The 12,419-nt window shown below is 64.8% G+C and carries 15 protein-coding genes, 1 pseudogene and 1 riboswitch; of the genes and pseudogenes, 13 read left to right on the top strand and 3 right to left on the bottom strand.

Annotated features, from left to right (window positions below):
* Nucleotides 1-165 (top strand): annotated as a pseudogene (locus tag B5520_RS22470) (class II fructose-bisphosphate aldolase); the annotation flags it as partial.
* A gap of 2 nt (nucleotides 166-167) precedes the next feature.
* A complete protein-coding gene (locus B5520_RS16550; protein WP_079598171.1) occupies nucleotides 168-590 on the top strand; it encodes a DUF3151 domain-containing protein in 423 nt (140 codons plus the stop codon).
* Between the two features lie 205 nt (nucleotides 591-795).
* Here the strand turns inward: B5520_RS16550 and B5520_RS16545 are convergent, their stop codons facing one another.
* A complete protein-coding gene (locus B5520_RS16545; RefSeq protein ID WP_079598170.1) occupies nucleotides 796-1,425 on the bottom strand; it encodes a uracil-DNA glycosylase in 630 nt (209 codons plus the stop codon).
* A gap of 217 nt (nucleotides 1,426-1,642) precedes the next feature.
* Nucleotides 1,643-2,848 (bottom strand): cobalamin-independent methionine synthase II family protein, encoded by a 1,206-nt coding sequence (locus tag B5520_RS16540; protein WP_079598169.1) that lies wholly within the window; start codon nucleotides 2,846-2,848, stop codon nucleotides 1,643-1,645.
* Nucleotides 2,849-2,861: 13 nt separating this feature from the next.
* A riboswitch (SAM riboswitch) is annotated at nucleotides 2,862-2,966 on the bottom strand.
* Between the two features lie 213 nt (nucleotides 2,967-3,179).
* On the opposite strand from B5520_RS16540, the gene B5520_RS16535 reads away from it, so the two are divergent.
* From B5520_RS16535 to B5520_RS16510, 6 genes are all read left to right on the top strand, one after another.
* Complete coding sequence (locus B5520_RS16535; RefSeq protein ID WP_079598168.1) at nucleotides 3,180-4,241, top strand: M14 family zinc carboxypeptidase; 1,062 nt, start codon at nucleotides 3,180-3,182, stop codon at nucleotides 4,239-4,241.
* 260 nt (nucleotides 4,242-4,501) lie between these two features.
* Nucleotides 4,502-5,791, top strand: a complete 1,290-nt coding sequence (locus B5520_RS16530; RefSeq protein WP_079598167.1) for an adenylosuccinate synthase — start codon at nucleotides 4,502-4,504, stop codon at nucleotides 5,789-5,791.
* 309 nt (nucleotides 5,792-6,100) lie between these two features.
* A complete protein-coding gene (locus B5520_RS16525; protein ID WP_079598166.1) occupies nucleotides 6,101-6,451 on the top strand; it encodes a YegP family protein in 351 nt (116 codons plus the stop codon).
* 296 nt (nucleotides 6,452-6,747) lie between these two features.
* Nucleotides 6,748-7,299 (top strand): RNA polymerase sigma factor, encoded by a 552-nt coding sequence (locus tag B5520_RS16520; protein ID WP_079598165.1) that lies wholly within the window; start codon nucleotides 6,748-6,750, stop codon nucleotides 7,297-7,299.
* Nucleotides 7,296-8,183 carry a hypothetical protein gene (locus B5520_RS16515; protein ID WP_079598164.1) on the top strand — a complete coding sequence of 296 codons (888 nt, stop codon included), beginning with the start codon at nucleotides 7,296-7,298 and terminating at the stop codon, nucleotides 8,181-8,183. Before B5520_RS16520 ends, B5520_RS16515 begins: the two co-directional genes overlap by 4 nt.
* Nucleotides 8,184-8,241: 58 nt before the next feature.
* A complete protein-coding gene (locus tag B5520_RS16510) occupies nucleotides 8,242-8,667 on the top strand; it encodes a CoA-binding protein (protein ID WP_079598163.1) in 426 nt (141 codons plus the stop codon).
* A 27-nt stretch (nucleotides 8,668-8,694) separates the two neighbouring features.
* On the opposite strand, the gene B5520_RS16505 is transcribed toward B5520_RS16510, so the two are convergent.
* Nucleotides 8,695-9,723: an isopenicillin N synthase family dioxygenase gene (locus B5520_RS16505; RefSeq protein WP_079598162.1), complete on the bottom strand. Its 1,029-nt coding sequence runs from the start codon at nucleotides 9,721-9,723 to the stop codon at nucleotides 8,695-8,697.
* 45 nt (nucleotides 9,724-9,768) lie between these two features.
* On the opposite strand from B5520_RS16505, the gene B5520_RS16500 reads away from it, so the two are divergent.
* From B5520_RS16500 to B5520_RS16480, 5 genes are all read left to right on the top strand, one after another.
* The gene (locus tag B5520_RS16500; RefSeq protein ID WP_079598161.1) at nucleotides 9,769-10,176 is read left to right on the top strand and encodes an MmcQ/YjbR family DNA-binding protein; all 408 of its coding nucleotides are present in this window, start codon (nucleotides 9,769-9,771) and stop codon (nucleotides 10,174-10,176) included.
* Nucleotides 10,169-10,726: a DUF1990 family protein gene (locus B5520_RS16495; protein ID WP_079598160.1), complete on the top strand. Its 558-nt coding sequence runs from the start codon at nucleotides 10,169-10,171 to the stop codon at nucleotides 10,724-10,726. The genes B5520_RS16500 and B5520_RS16495 overlap by 8 nt, the downstream gene beginning before the upstream one ends.
* The gene (locus tag B5520_RS16490; RefSeq protein ID WP_079598159.1) at nucleotides 10,723-11,040 is read left to right on the top strand and encodes a putative quinol monooxygenase; all 318 of its coding nucleotides are present in this window, start codon (nucleotides 10,723-10,725) and stop codon (nucleotides 11,038-11,040) included. Before B5520_RS16495 ends, B5520_RS16490 begins: the two co-directional genes overlap by 4 nt.
* Nucleotides 11,040-11,333: a DUF503 domain-containing protein gene (locus B5520_RS16485; RefSeq protein WP_079598158.1), complete on the top strand. Its 294-nt coding sequence runs from the start codon at nucleotides 11,040-11,042 to the stop codon at nucleotides 11,331-11,333. Before B5520_RS16490 ends, B5520_RS16485 begins: the two co-directional genes overlap by 1 nt.
* Before the next feature lie 389 nt (nucleotides 11,334-11,722).
* Nucleotides 11,723-12,391, top strand: a complete 669-nt coding sequence (locus B5520_RS16480) for a hypothetical protein (protein ID WP_079598157.1) — start codon at nucleotides 11,723-11,725, stop codon at nucleotides 12,389-12,391.
* The last annotated feature ends 28 nt before the right edge of the window (nucleotides 12,392-12,419 follow it).

Raw genomic sequence — 12,419 nt, 5'->3', positions numbered from 1 at the left:
GACCACATGTTCCGCAACTACGACGGTGTCCTGAAGGTGGACGGCGAAGTGGGCAACAAGAAGACCTACGACCCCCGCGTCTGGGGCGCCTCCGCCGAAGCCGGCCTCGCAGCCCGCGTCGTGGAAGCCACCAAGCAGCTCGGCTCGGCCGGAAAGACCTTCTAGGAATGTCAGACGAGTTCCGCAAGAACCTGATGGGCCCCGAGCCCACGCTCCTGCCTGCCGAGACCGAGGTCTACCAGCAGCTGGAAGCAGGCCAGGAAGCCCTGGACCTCGTGGAAAAGCACCCCACCTCCTCGCTGCTGTGGGCCGTGCTGGCGGAAGAGGCCTGGGCTGAGGGACGCACCATCGATTCCTACGCCTACTCACGCGTGGGCTACCACCGCGGCCTGGACTCGCTGCGCCGCAACGGCTGGCGTGGCGTGGGGCCCATCCCCTGGGAGCACGGGCCCAACCGTGGCTTCCTCCGTGCGCTGTACTCGCTGGGCCGTGCCGCGGCCGCGATCGGCGAGGCGGAGGAACCGGAGCGGATCGAGAAGTTCCTGAACGACTCGGACCCCACTGCCAAGGCAGCCATCGAAGGCAAGTAGCAGAAGCAACGCGGGGTCACTTTTAGCCCTCTCCAGGCACCGGATTGGGCCGAAAGTGACCCTGCGTTGCGTTTAAAGAACGACGGCGGGCGGTCACCTTTCCACACGAAAAGGGACCGCCCGCCGTCGTACTGCCCGGTGGTTGAGCCTGCTTAAACCTGATTTCGACAGGCTCAATCGCCGAAGGTCAGGCTCAGTCTGATGGCTATGCCTTCTGCAGGCCGGTGCGTGCCATGGCGTCGGCGTAGGCCACGCGCATGTCCTCGAGGTACTCCTCCTGGCGGGCCGGGGAACCGGCGAAAGCGCGTCCGCTCAGGGACCGCACCTTGTAGGTCTTCAGGCCGCGGCGCCAGAGCAGCGGCACCTCGGTCTTCAGCAGCAGGTTGGCCAGGCGGTTGGCTTCGGTGCCGTGGGCCACGATCACAGAGGCGCGCGGGACCAGCGCCAGGAACTTCAGCAGCGGCTTCAGGCCGGCCTGGATCTGGTCCGGGGTGAACTTCCCGTTGACCTCGCCCGGGACGTGCCAGGGGTGCACGTTCCAGGGCATGACGAACTCGGGGCGAAGGCCCAGCTTCCACTGGATGCCGAGCATCCGGGTAGTGGCGTCCTGGTCTCCCGGGGTGATGAAGCCGGACTCGTCGGCCCCTCCGATGTTCGAGAACAGGCTGATAATGCGGCATTCGTCCACGTCATGCATGGGGTCGACGTAGGGCACTACCGTGCCGGGCCGGGTCTCCTGCAGGGAATCGCACAGTTCATTGACGGCGGCAACATTGGGTTCGTAGCGGCGGCTCAGGAGCTGCTCATGGAAAGATTCGGGGGCCAGGGCTGTCATGTAGTGCTGGATCTCCTGCGGGGATTGGCGGTGCTGCCGCCGGCGGATATGGGCGCACGAAGGCGCCACACATGAGCGGCGGTTGAGATGGGGTGGACCGATTCCGGGTCGGCCTGTTCCAGTTTAGCAAGCCCGGAGAAACGAAACGCCGGTCCCCTGCATCCAATACTGTGGAGCAGGGAACCGGCGGTCCTGGCTGGCGGAGAAGGGGCGGCTGTTACCAGAGCCGCTTGGTTGCCCGGCGGGCGCCTTCTCCCAGTGCTTCAAGCTTGGCGACGGCGATCTGGGGGTGGACGCGCCCGCCCAGGCCGCAGTCCGTGGACGCAATGACGTTCTGGCGGCCAACTACCTCAGCGAAACGGACAATGCGGTCTGCCACGAGGTCCGGGTGCTCCACCACGTTGGTGGCGTGCGAGACGATGCCGGGGATGATGACCTTGCCCTCGGGGAGCTTCGTGTCCTCCCACACCCGCCACTCGTGTTCGTGGCGGACGTTGGCGGCCTCAAAGGAGTACCCGCCGGCGTTGATCTGCAGCATTGTGTCCACCAGGTCCGCGAACGGGAGGTCGGTGGTGTGGGGGCCGTGCCAGGAGCCCCAGCAGAGGTGGAAGCGCACCTGCTCCTCGGGAAGGCCGCGGAGGGCGTAGTTCAGCGCTTCCACCCGGATCTGCGTGAATTTGAGGTAGTCCTCAACGGTGGGTTCCGGACTGATCTGGTCCCAGTTCTCAGCGATGGAGGGATCATCGATCTGCAAAGTGAGGCCGGCGTCCACGATGGCCTTGTACTCCTCGCGGAGGACGTCCGCGCAGGCGTAGATATACTCCTCCTCCGTGGCGTAGTACTCATTGGTGATCCGTGACGCGCTGCCGGGGGAGAGCGCTGCCACGAATCCTTCCTTCAATCCGGTTGCGGCAAGGCCGGCCTTGAGGTTGGCGATGTCCGAGGCCACCGCCTCCTGGCCCGTGTACACCAGCGGTCCCGTGACCTTCGGGAACGGCTTGGCGCCGCCGGTGAAGATGCCGCTGGTGGGATCGTTGTAGGCCTCGGCGAAAAGGACGCGGTCGCGGCGGTGGATGAATCCCGTCAGCTGGACGTTGCCGGGGGTGGATTCCTTCGGTTCAACGGCCCATGTGGCGTCATTGTCCAGTTCCAGGCCGCCCATCCGGGCAAATGAGTAGGACCACCATGCGCCGTAGTCCACAGCGGCGGACATCGCGTGGCCGTACTCGCCGTCGTTCGGGATATCGATGCCCAGGCTTTGCTGACGCTGGACCAGGTCCACAACGGAAGCGGTGAGGAGTTCGTTGTATCCCTCCACGTCGGCCGGGTTTTCCTCGCGCGCCGCGTTGGCGGCGATAAGCTCGGGCGTGCGCGGCAAGGAACCAGCGTGGGTAACGCGGATGTGGTCGGTATTCAGGGACATGCTGGATTTTTCCTTTCCATCGGTCCTGGCAGTAGCACCTTCTGCAGGCAGGACGTCCTGCCCTGACGGGTTGCTGCGGCGTCATTGAGCCAGGTCTCTTGGCCGCTCCGGATGGTTCACTCTCACTTAAATCCAGCAATGCGGGCGGGGGCAAATTCGCTTCGCCATATGTCGCGTCGCGTTGACAGCTTTCGATTCGTAATAACTGGGTGCGGATAACCGTCATGTCCATTGACAGGTTTTGTCCAGCACGGTTGGCTGATGTCACAGCCGGCAATGGGGGACATAGCGGGCTGGACGCACCTAATGCACTCGAAAGAGGTTACGCACCGTGAGAAAAACCCTGGCAACTTTCAGGACCCTGGCCGCCGGAGCCCTTGCTCTTGCCGTCGTGGCAGGACCCGCACCGCTCGCCCAGGCAGTAGGTGAAGGCCCTAACTACGACGGCAACGGCCAAATCACCACCTCGAAGCTGGCTACGTATGACCAGATGGTTTCCTTCCTGAAGGACCAGGACGCCCGCCAGTCCGCCATGGAGCTTGAGGTCATCGGCCAGACGGTCAAGGGACGCGACATCCACCTGGTCAAGTACATTTCGGACCCGGCGAAACCCACCATCCTGTACCTCACGCAGCAGCACGGCAATGAGCAGCTCACCACCGAAGGTGCGCTGGAATTCGTCAAGCACCTCGGGACGGGCAAGTCGGAGGACATCCTGGACGGTGTGAACATCCTGATCGTTCCCATGCTCAACGCCGATGGCGCCATGGGGGACGTGAACTTCCCGCTGGATGACTACCTGGCCACGGGCGACCGCAACATGACCCGCTACAACGCCGAGGAAGTGGACCTCAACCGCGACCACGTAGACAAGGTCCAGCCGGAAACCCAGGCGCTGCACAACAATGTGATGCGCAAATACACGGTGGACTACATGATCGACCTGCACCACCAGGGCACACGCAGCGAACGCGACGGAAAGCTGGTCTCGGGGTCCATCCTGTACCCCACCACACCCAACGCCGATCCTGCCGTGGTGGAAAAGTCCAAGCAGCTGGGCGCCGTGGTGTTTAACAACGTCGACTCCACCGGCTGGGGCCACCTGGGCAAGTATGTGGGTGGCAGCGCCGAAACCATCAGCCGCAATGGGATTGCCGTTGAGTACGACATCGCAACCTTGCTCTTCGAAATGCGTGGCATGTCCGACCACTACGCGGACGGCGTCGCCCTGGGCCTGCGCAGCAACGGCTACCTGATCCAGCAGACCGTGACCACGCTGACTGCAACCGCGGCAGCAATTGCGGACGGCTCCATCGCCGACGCCGACACCTCCTTCTGGGACAGCCTTGCCACCCAGACGTCCCGGCCGGGCGAGGAAGCCGACGGCGAGTAGCCATAACGCCCCACCCGCCGCGGTCCTTGCCTGCAGGAGTCCTTTACCCTGCAAGAAGGACCGCGGCGGCCGAACGAGTGGACAAAGTCGCTCATCGGCTAAACTTGGGTGGTAAGAGCCCCGGAACTCTTGCATCGCTGCCCCGTCCCGCGGACCAGCGACGGCCGGTCCATTCGGGGCATTCTCATGAACGGCGCCGCACCGGGCAAGCCACCTCCATGGCCGGACCCGGGCAGCCCGAACGAATGGGGGAGGATCCCATGCCAGCAATTGTGATCGTAGGAGCCCAGTGGGGCGACGAAGGAAAAGGCAAGGCCACTGACCTTCTGGGCGGCCGCGTTGACTACGTCGTCAAGCCCAACGGCGGCAACAACGCCGGGCACACCGTCGTCGTAGGCGGTGAAAAGTACGAACTCAAGCTGCTGCCGGCAGGCATTCTCAGCCCCAACGCGGTTCCCATCATCGGCAACGGCTGCGTGGTGAACCTCGAAGCACTCTTCCAGGAAATCGAAGGGCTGCAGGCCCGCGGCGCAGACACCTCCAAGCTCCGGGTTTCCGCCAACGCCCACCTCGTGGCCCCGTACCACCAGGTCCTGGACAAGGTGACCGAGCGGTTCCTGGGAAGCCGCGCCATCGGAACCACCGGACGCGGCATCGGCCCGGCCTACATGGATAAAGTGGCCCGGCTGGGCATCCGCGTGCAGGACGTCTTTGACGAGTCCATCCTCCGCCAGAAGGTGGAGGGCTCCCTGCGCCAGAAGAACGAACTGCTGGTGAAGGTCTACAACCGCCGCAGCGTCCTGGTGGAGGAAATCGTGGAGTACTTCCTCTCCTTCGCCGAGCGGCTCCGTCCGCTGGTCATCGACAGCACCCTGGTCCTGAACACGGCGCTCGATGAGGGCAAAGTGGTCCTGATGGAAGGCGGCCAGGCAACATTCCTGGACGTGGACCACGGAACCTACCCGTTCGTCACCTCCTCCAACCCCACTGCCGGCGGCGCCTCGGTGGGTAGCGGCATCGGCCCAACCCGCATTTCCCGCTCCATCGGCATCATCAAGGCGTACACCACACGCGTGGGCGCCGGTCCGTTCCCCACCGAGCTTTTCGACGAGATGGGCATGTACCTGCAGAAGACCGGCGGGGAATTCGGCGTCAACACCGGGCGCCCGCGCCGCTGCGGCTGGTACGACGCCGTCCTGGCCCGCCATGCATCCAGGGTCAACGGCTTCACGGACTACTTCGTCACCAAGCTGGACGTCCTCACCGGCATCGAGCAGATCCCCGTGTGCGTGGCCTACGACGTGGACGGCGTGCGCCATGACGAGATGCCCATGACGCAGACCGAGTTCCACCACGCCAAGCCCATCTTCGAATACTTCGAAGGCTGGACCGAGGACATCACGGGCGCCCGCACCCTTGCTGACCTGCCCGAGAACGCCCGCAACTACGTGCTGGCCCTGGAAAAGCTGTCCGGCACGCGGTTCTCCGCCATCGGCGTGGGCCCGGACCGCGACCAGACCATCGTGGTGAACGACCTTATCAACGACTGACGTGTGGGCCCACGCCCGCAGGGTTCCCTGGCCGAGCTTGCGAGGCTAGGGAGTGGGTGGGGACGACGACGGCGGGTCACCCGAGTGGGTGGCCCGCCGTTTGTCTTCCCAAAAGTATGGCAATTTACATAGGGTTAACCCGGCTGGTCTTGTGAGGCTGCGTCATTGGACGACAGACTTATCAACACCACGTGATGCAATCACCAATTCGTTCGACCAAACCCGCGGGAACATGCGCAGCACCGCGCACAGACCAGCTGGTGACAAGGATGTCGCCGGGCAGGATCCCGCAGACCGGAAGGATTTCTTATGGCCGGAAAGTTCGAAGCTTTTGTCGATTCAGATTCGTTTTTTAGGTTCCGGCTTCTGGCCCCCGATGGCACGGTGATGGCGGTGTCCGGGCCTTTTGAGGACAAGTCCGCACTCGCCGCCGGGATCGCCGCCGTCCGTGAATGCGCAGGTACCGGTCTGGTCACCGATCTTTGCCCTGCCGGGGCAGTAACCAGGAGCTCCGCCGCGGCTCCCGCTGTTGCTCCAATGAGGCCCCAGGCCGACTGCGATGACCAGCGCGTCCCCGCCAGGGTGCACGCTTTCACGATCGCCAAGGAACCGCGCCGGCAGGGGAGTGCACCGCGCTGGATCCCGGCCGCGGCCCGCTGAACCTCCTCCAAAAAGTTTTGGAAAGTTTTTTCAGGAACGCGTAACCCTTTCGCCGTCGTCAGCGATTACCCCTATGTAGCGCCGGTCTGGAACTTGTCCCCCATCACGTTCCAGACCGGCTCTTTCATTGATCCGGTGGCAGGGGCAGCTGCCTCATGCCGGAATCGGTGGCGCCCGTGGCGGTCCCGGCGCAGTGGTTACCGAGGGGTAAAGTAATTTCGGGGAAAAGCCGTTCCACCCCTGTGGAAGGCCTTCCCGGGCAAACAACCCCCTCTTTGACTGAAAGCACTACGTCCGTGACCGATGCACTGACCGACGAGGCTTTGCGGGATGAATCCCGCCAGGCTGACGTGTTCAGCCTCGTCTACCGGACGTATGCATCACAGGTTCTGGGCTATCTCACAGCCCGGGGAGTCGAGGATCCGGAGGCGGCAATGCAGGAGGTGTTCCTCTCCGTCCTGCCCCGGCTGGGCACTGTGCACGGCGGTGCCGCAGGACTTCGCACTTTCATTTTTTCTGTAGCCCACGCCCGCATGGTCGATGACCATCGCCGGCAGAACCGCACCCCCGCAAAACTGCCATTCGAGCCCGAACTGGACCAGCGGGAAGACTCCTCGGCCGAAGACGTGGCGCTGGAGCGTATCTCCCCGCAGGAGGTCCTCCGGCTGCTGGACGGACTTCCCGGTGACCAGCGGGAAGTGCTGTCGCTTCGCCTGGTGGCCGGGCTCACCGTTGAGCAGGCGGCCGAGACCATGGGCAAAAGTGCGGGGGCCGTGAAGCAGCTTCAGCGGCGCGCGCTCCTCAAGCTGCGGGAGCTGTCCGGCGTGAAGGAGTACCTCACACCATGACGCGCTCCCCGGACAGCCTGCACCACCAGGTGGATGACATGCTCAGTGACGCCGGCCAGGCCGGCGATACTGACCTCCGCAGCATCCTCCTTTCACTCGGATCTTTGGCGTCCCTTCCCGTGCCCGCTCCCTCCGGCCCGCTTGCCCTGTTGATGGCGGGTTCCGCGACGGAAGCCGTGGAACCTGCCGCAGCGGGCTTGGACGTGCTGAAGGATGACCAGGATGCTGCCGGCGATGAGCTGGCGCGGCGGCGGCGGTTGCGCCGGCACCGGCCAACTGTCCTGGGCCTTGCCCTGCTTGCCGGCATGGGCACCGGGATAGGAGGAGTCGCTGCCAGTTCACCCGCCCCCGGCGGAGGCAGCCACTCCGTTCAGCAGCTGCTGGAAAACTGGTCACCGTCCTGGACCATCCAAGGACAGGCCGCCACCGGACTGGTGCAGCCCGATGACCCGGATGGCATGGACGATCCCGGCGCAGGGCAGCCTGCCGCGGAACCGGTGTCAGTAGGACCCGGTCCTGCTGACAGCCATCTTCTGCAGCAGGACCACGCACCCGGGCCGCAGCAGGCAGCGGAACCCCGACCCTCGGCGGTGGCCTCCGGTGAAGCCGGAAAAGCTCCACGTGCCCTTGCCGGCGGGCAGGAACCCGGACGGCGCAACCAGGCCGCCGGGACTGCCACCCCAGGAGAAAGCGGGCAACGGCAGCCGGCCGGGGGCAACCCTGCATCCGGCCTCGAGAAAGAACCTGCTGATGAGGCCGTCCTGCCGCCCCTGAGCATTGTTGTGGAGCCGCTGGAGGACGTTGTCCTGCAGGCTGAAGATGCCGTCGGGGCAGTGGCTGAACCTTTGCCGGGGAACAGGTGGCTGCGGAAGTTCAGCCGGTAGCCCGGACTGGGCGCCGGGGCTTGGCCGGGACGCAAAGTCCGCCCGGTAGGCTAAGCGCATGGGCCACACCAACGATCCTGCTGTCATTGAACGCCTTATGCGCACCAAAGGCCGGTGGGCCATCGTGGGCCTCACCACCAACGAGTGGCGCGCCGCCTATGACACGTCGCTGTTCATCAGGGACCGGCTGGGCATGGAGATCATCCCCGTCAACCTGCCCGGTGATCCGGTGCACGGCGAACAGGGGTACCGCACCCTGGGTGACATCCCGCGTGAAAAGCACCCCATCGACGTCGTGGACTGCTTTGTGAACTCCCACAGGGTGGGGGCGGTGGTGGATGAGGCCATTGCCGTGGGCGCCAAGGCGGTGTGGCTCCAGCTGGGAGTGATCGACGAGGATGCGGCGGCGCGGGCGAAGGCTGCCGGCCTGGACGTGGTGATGGACGCCTGTCCCGCCCAGCAGGCCTGGATATTCAACACCTGATCCTGCCGTCCGCCCCGGCCGGGTCCGTCAGCGTGTCATCAGGTGGGGATAGTGCCGTTCGGTGACATCCGGGTGGGCGCGCATCCGGCCCTTCAGCATGTTGAGGCCGAACGAGGCCAGCAGCGGGTTCGCGGGGTCATCCGTGATGCCCCTCGCTGCCGCCTTCAGTTCGGGCGGCAGGGGGACCGGCTTGATCACGGCGTCCAGCCGCGGGGACCAAAAGAACGGGACGGAGTACCTGTCCACGCCCGGCGGCGGTGCCTGCACGCGGTGGATGGTGGCGGCGAGGTATCCCTCGGTTGCCACTTCCAGCATCTCGCCCAGGTTCACCACCAGGGCGCCGGGGATCGGCTCCACGGGCAGCCAGCCGGTGGCCCCCGGGGGCTGCACCTCCAGCCCGCCCACGCCGTCCTGCAGAAGGAGCGTCACGAACCCGTAGTCCGCGTGCGAGCCTACGCCCTGGTCTCCGGCTGCCTCCACCACGCCGCCGACGTAGTGCACCAGCTTGCCCATCCAGGCAGGAGAGTCGCGGAACGGTTCGTCGAAGTAGTCCTCGGGCAGTTGGAGGGACACCGCAATGGCCCGCAGGAGCTCCATTCCCACCGCGGACATCAAATCGGCCCACGCCATCGCCGCCGGCTTGAGCTCGGGGAAGGACTCGTCCGGCCAGAGGTTCGGCCCCTGAAGCAACCAGTAGGGCTCGTCCGCCGAATAGCTGCTGACGGGCTCCCGTTCCGGCGAGTAATCGATCTGCTCACGCGCGTCTGCCCTGCCCTGCGTCACCTCGGTGCCCATCCGGGTGTATCCCCGGAAATGGGGTGAGAGCCGGTTGTCCAGCTTCATCCGTTCCTCGAGGGGGAGGTCGAAGAAGCGCCTGATGACATCCAGGAGGTGTTCAGCCTGGCCGGGGGAGGCCCCGTAACCCGTGATCTGGAAGAAACCAACGTTATGGGTGGCATAGCGCAGTTGCTCGATGAATTCCGGACTGAAAGACCCGTAGGGCTGCCGTGCGGTGCTCAGGTCCAGAACAGGAATGGTGCCCTGATCGTGTGACATCCTCGCAGACTAGCACCGCAGTGGCCCGCTTTATAGGCTGGCGTGATGGACCCCGAAGCATTGAGGAAAATCTGCCTGTCATTCCCCGGCAGCTATGAGGATTATCCTTTCGGCCCGGAGACGGCGGTGTTCAAGGTCCGGGCCCACACCGCCGCCGGTGGCCGGCAGGAGGCCAAGCTCTTTGCCCTGTCCTCGATGGACCCTCAGGACTTCTACGTCAACCTCAAGTGTGAACCGTCCCTTGCGGTGCAGCTCCGTGCGGCCAACCCCGAAATCACAGGTGCCTGGCATATGAACAAGACGCACTGGAACGGTGTCCGGCTGGACGGCGCGCTGGCGGACAGCATGGTCAGGGACATGGTGGAGGACTCCTACGACCTGGTGGTGGCGGGCCTCAGCCGGAAGCAGCAGGCGCAGCTGGGATGGGCCCGACTGGGAGCGCCGGATGCGTGACGGCAAGTGGCACGTGAAAGGGGTCCTCGACTACCCCGGAATAGGGGGCACCGAACAGGGCAACGGACCCGCGGACTACTCCCGGGTGCTGAAGGAGGTCCACCTGGGCAATGGGCTTGCGGTCTACGGGCGTGTGGCCCGCGGCATCCTGGGCTGGGAACTTCAGCGGCGGGCCGGACTGCGTGTCCGTGCCGATTCCCCCACGGCGGTGCCCGGAGCGCGGGTGGTGAGCGGGTTCGGCGTCGGGCCTTTCAGGCTGAACGCGCCGTGTGAAGTGGTCTGGGTGCGGCAACCCTCCCCGGATGGTTTGCCGCAATCGGCAGGGTTCGGATACGGGACGCTGCCGGGGCACCCGGCCCGCGGCGAGGAATCCTTCGAAGTGGAGATCGACGGCAAGGGGGACGTGTTCCTTCGGATCCGGGCTTTCAGCCGGCCCGCCAACTGGTTCTACTCTGCAGGCGGACCGGTAACCCGGGCCGCCCAGCGCTACGTCACCTCCCGGTACATTAAAGGGGCACGCACACTCGCCGCGGAAGGGACATCCCCGTGATTTTTATCGTCGTCAAATTCAAGGTCAAGCCGGAGTGGTCGGAGCGCTGGATGGACCTGGTGGCTGACTTCACCCGGGCCACCAGGGAGGAGCCCGGCAACCTGTGGTTCGACTGGTCCCGCAGCGTGGAGGACCCGAACGAGTTCGTCCTGGTGGAGGCCTTCAAGGACGACGCCGCAGGCGACCATGTCAACAGCGGCCACTTCAAGCAGGCCATGGCGGACATGCCCCAGGCCCTCGCCGAAACACCCCGGATCATCAGCCGCCAGCTCGACGGCGACGGCTGGGACAGGATGGGGGAGCTGACCATCTGATGTGGATCGGCTGGATTGAATTCGACATCCTCCTGGGCGACGTCCAAAGCCTGAAGGAGAAGCGCTCCGTCATCAAGCCCCTGCTGGCCGAGCTCAAGCGCCGCTTTGATGTCTCCGTGGCCGAGGTGGGGGACCACGACCAGTACCGGCGCTCCCAGGTGGGGGCCGGCCTGGTGGCAGCAGACCGCGCCCACCTCGTGGAGGTGCTCGCCGCCGTCGAACGTCTCGTTGCGGGCAGGCCCGAGATCGAGCTGCTCAGCGCCCGGCAGCGGGAGATCCACAGCGAGGACTGACCCATCGATTGCTCCGTAGATGCCGTTTTGATCCGGGAAAACGACATGTACGGAGCATTCGATAAGAGGTGTGGATAACTTCCGCGGTCTTTGCCTGATTCTGGTGTCATGGACCGATGAAGACCCCACGTCCGCTGCCGGAGGAGCTCCGGGGGCGCCCCTTCACCATTGCTGACGCGTCGTTCACTGGAGTGTCTCCGCGGCGCTGGCGGCACCGGTCGTTGGAGCGCCATGGCAGGGGTATTCGAATGGAACGCGCGACGGCGGAACTCCCCTTGAATGCCAGGGTGAGGCCTTTCATTGAAGTGAATGAGCGGTGCGCCGCGTCCCACCTGACGGCGGCGGAGCTCCTTTCGCTGCCGCGTCGACAGCGAAAGGAGCCAAACGATATGTTTCACATCATCCGTCCCGAAGGTGCGGCACACCTCAACCGGCCGCACGTGGTCGTGCACCGAATGAAGCTCTACGACGACGAAGTCACGGTCCATCAGGGTATCCCTGTCACCACGCCGGAACGTACGTGGCTGGATCTCGCTGAATTGCTGACCGTGGATGAACTTGTAGTGGCTGGGGACAGCTGTGTGCGGGTGCCCCGTCCGGAGTTCGATGGCCGGGACATGCCGCTGTGCACCATTGCCGATCTTCAACGGATGATCGACAGGCACAAGGGAAAGCGTGGGCTGCGCAAAGCCAAAGAGGCCATCAAGATGGTCCGCGTTGGCTCCGACTCACCCCAGGAAACACTGCTTCGGCTGGCTGTGGTGCGGGCCGGACTGCCCGAACCCGAACTGAACGTTCCCATCATTGCGGAGGACGGGACACGGCACCACGAACCGGATCTCTCCTACCGGAAGTACCGCATCGGTATCGAATATGAAGGCGAGCACCACGGGGAGGAACTCCAGGTGGTCCGGGACATCAGTCGGTCAGAACGGTACTCTGCCCTGGGGTGGACCGAAGTTCGGATCTCGAAGCGCCACATGCCTAACGACGCGAAATCCGCGGTGGCCAAGATCCGCACGGCGCTGATCCAAGCAGGCTGGCGGGGGAGTGATTAAGAATCGATTGCTCCGCACTTGTCGTTCT

Origin of the sequence: Arthrobacter sp. P2b (assembly GCF_900168295.1) — a bacterium.
Taxonomy (GTDB): Bacteria; Actinomycetota; Actinomycetes; order Actinomycetales; family Micrococcaceae; genus Arthrobacter.
The sequence above is the reverse complement of the archived record's forward strand: the minus strand, read 5'-3'. Positions and strand labels throughout refer to the sequence as shown.

Excerpts from the sequence above, each read along its gene's own strand:
- B5520_RS16515 (WP_079598164.1), top strand. The coding sequence starts at position 7,296 with ATGACGCGCTCCCCGGACAGCCTGCACCACCAGGTGGATGACATGCTC.
- B5520_RS16485 (WP_079598158.1), top strand. The coding sequence starts at position 11,040 with ATGTGGATCGGCTGGATTGAATTCGACATCCTCCTGGGCGACGTCCAA.
- B5520_RS16530 (WP_079598167.1), top strand. The coding sequence starts at position 4,502 with ATGCCAGCAATTGTGATCGTAGGAGCCCAGTGGGGCGACGAAGGAAAA.
- B5520_RS16480 (WP_079598157.1), top strand. The coding sequence starts at position 11,723 with ATGTTTCACATCATCCGTCCCGAAGGTGCGGCACACCTCAACCGGCCG.
- B5520_RS16550 (WP_079598171.1), top strand. The coding sequence starts at position 168 with ATGTCAGACGAGTTCCGCAAGAACCTGATGGGCCCCGAGCCCACGCTC.
- B5520_RS16500 (WP_079598161.1), top strand. The coding sequence starts at position 9,769 with ATGGACCCCGAAGCATTGAGGAAAATCTGCCTGTCATTCCCCGGCAGC.
- B5520_RS16505 (WP_079598162.1), bottom strand. The coding sequence starts at position 9,723 with ATGTCACACGATCAGGGCACCATTCCTGTTCTGGACCTGAGCACCGCA.
- B5520_RS16545 (WP_079598170.1), bottom strand. The coding sequence starts at position 1,425 with ATGACAGCCCTGGCCCCCGAATCTTTCCATGAGCAGCTCCTGAGCCGC.
- B5520_RS16495 (WP_079598160.1), top strand. The coding sequence starts at position 10,169 with ATGCGTGACGGCAAGTGGCACGTGAAAGGGGTCCTCGACTACCCCGGA.
- B5520_RS16525 (WP_079598166.1), top strand. The coding sequence starts at position 6,101 with ATGGCCGGAAAGTTCGAAGCTTTTGTCGATTCAGATTCGTTTTTTAGG.
- B5520_RS16540 (WP_079598169.1), bottom strand. The coding sequence starts at position 2,848 with ATGTCCCTGAATACCGACCACATCCGCGTTACCCACGCTGGTTCCTTG.
- B5520_RS16510 (WP_079598163.1), top strand. The coding sequence starts at position 8,242 with ATGGGCCACACCAACGATCCTGCTGTCATTGAACGCCTTATGCGCACC.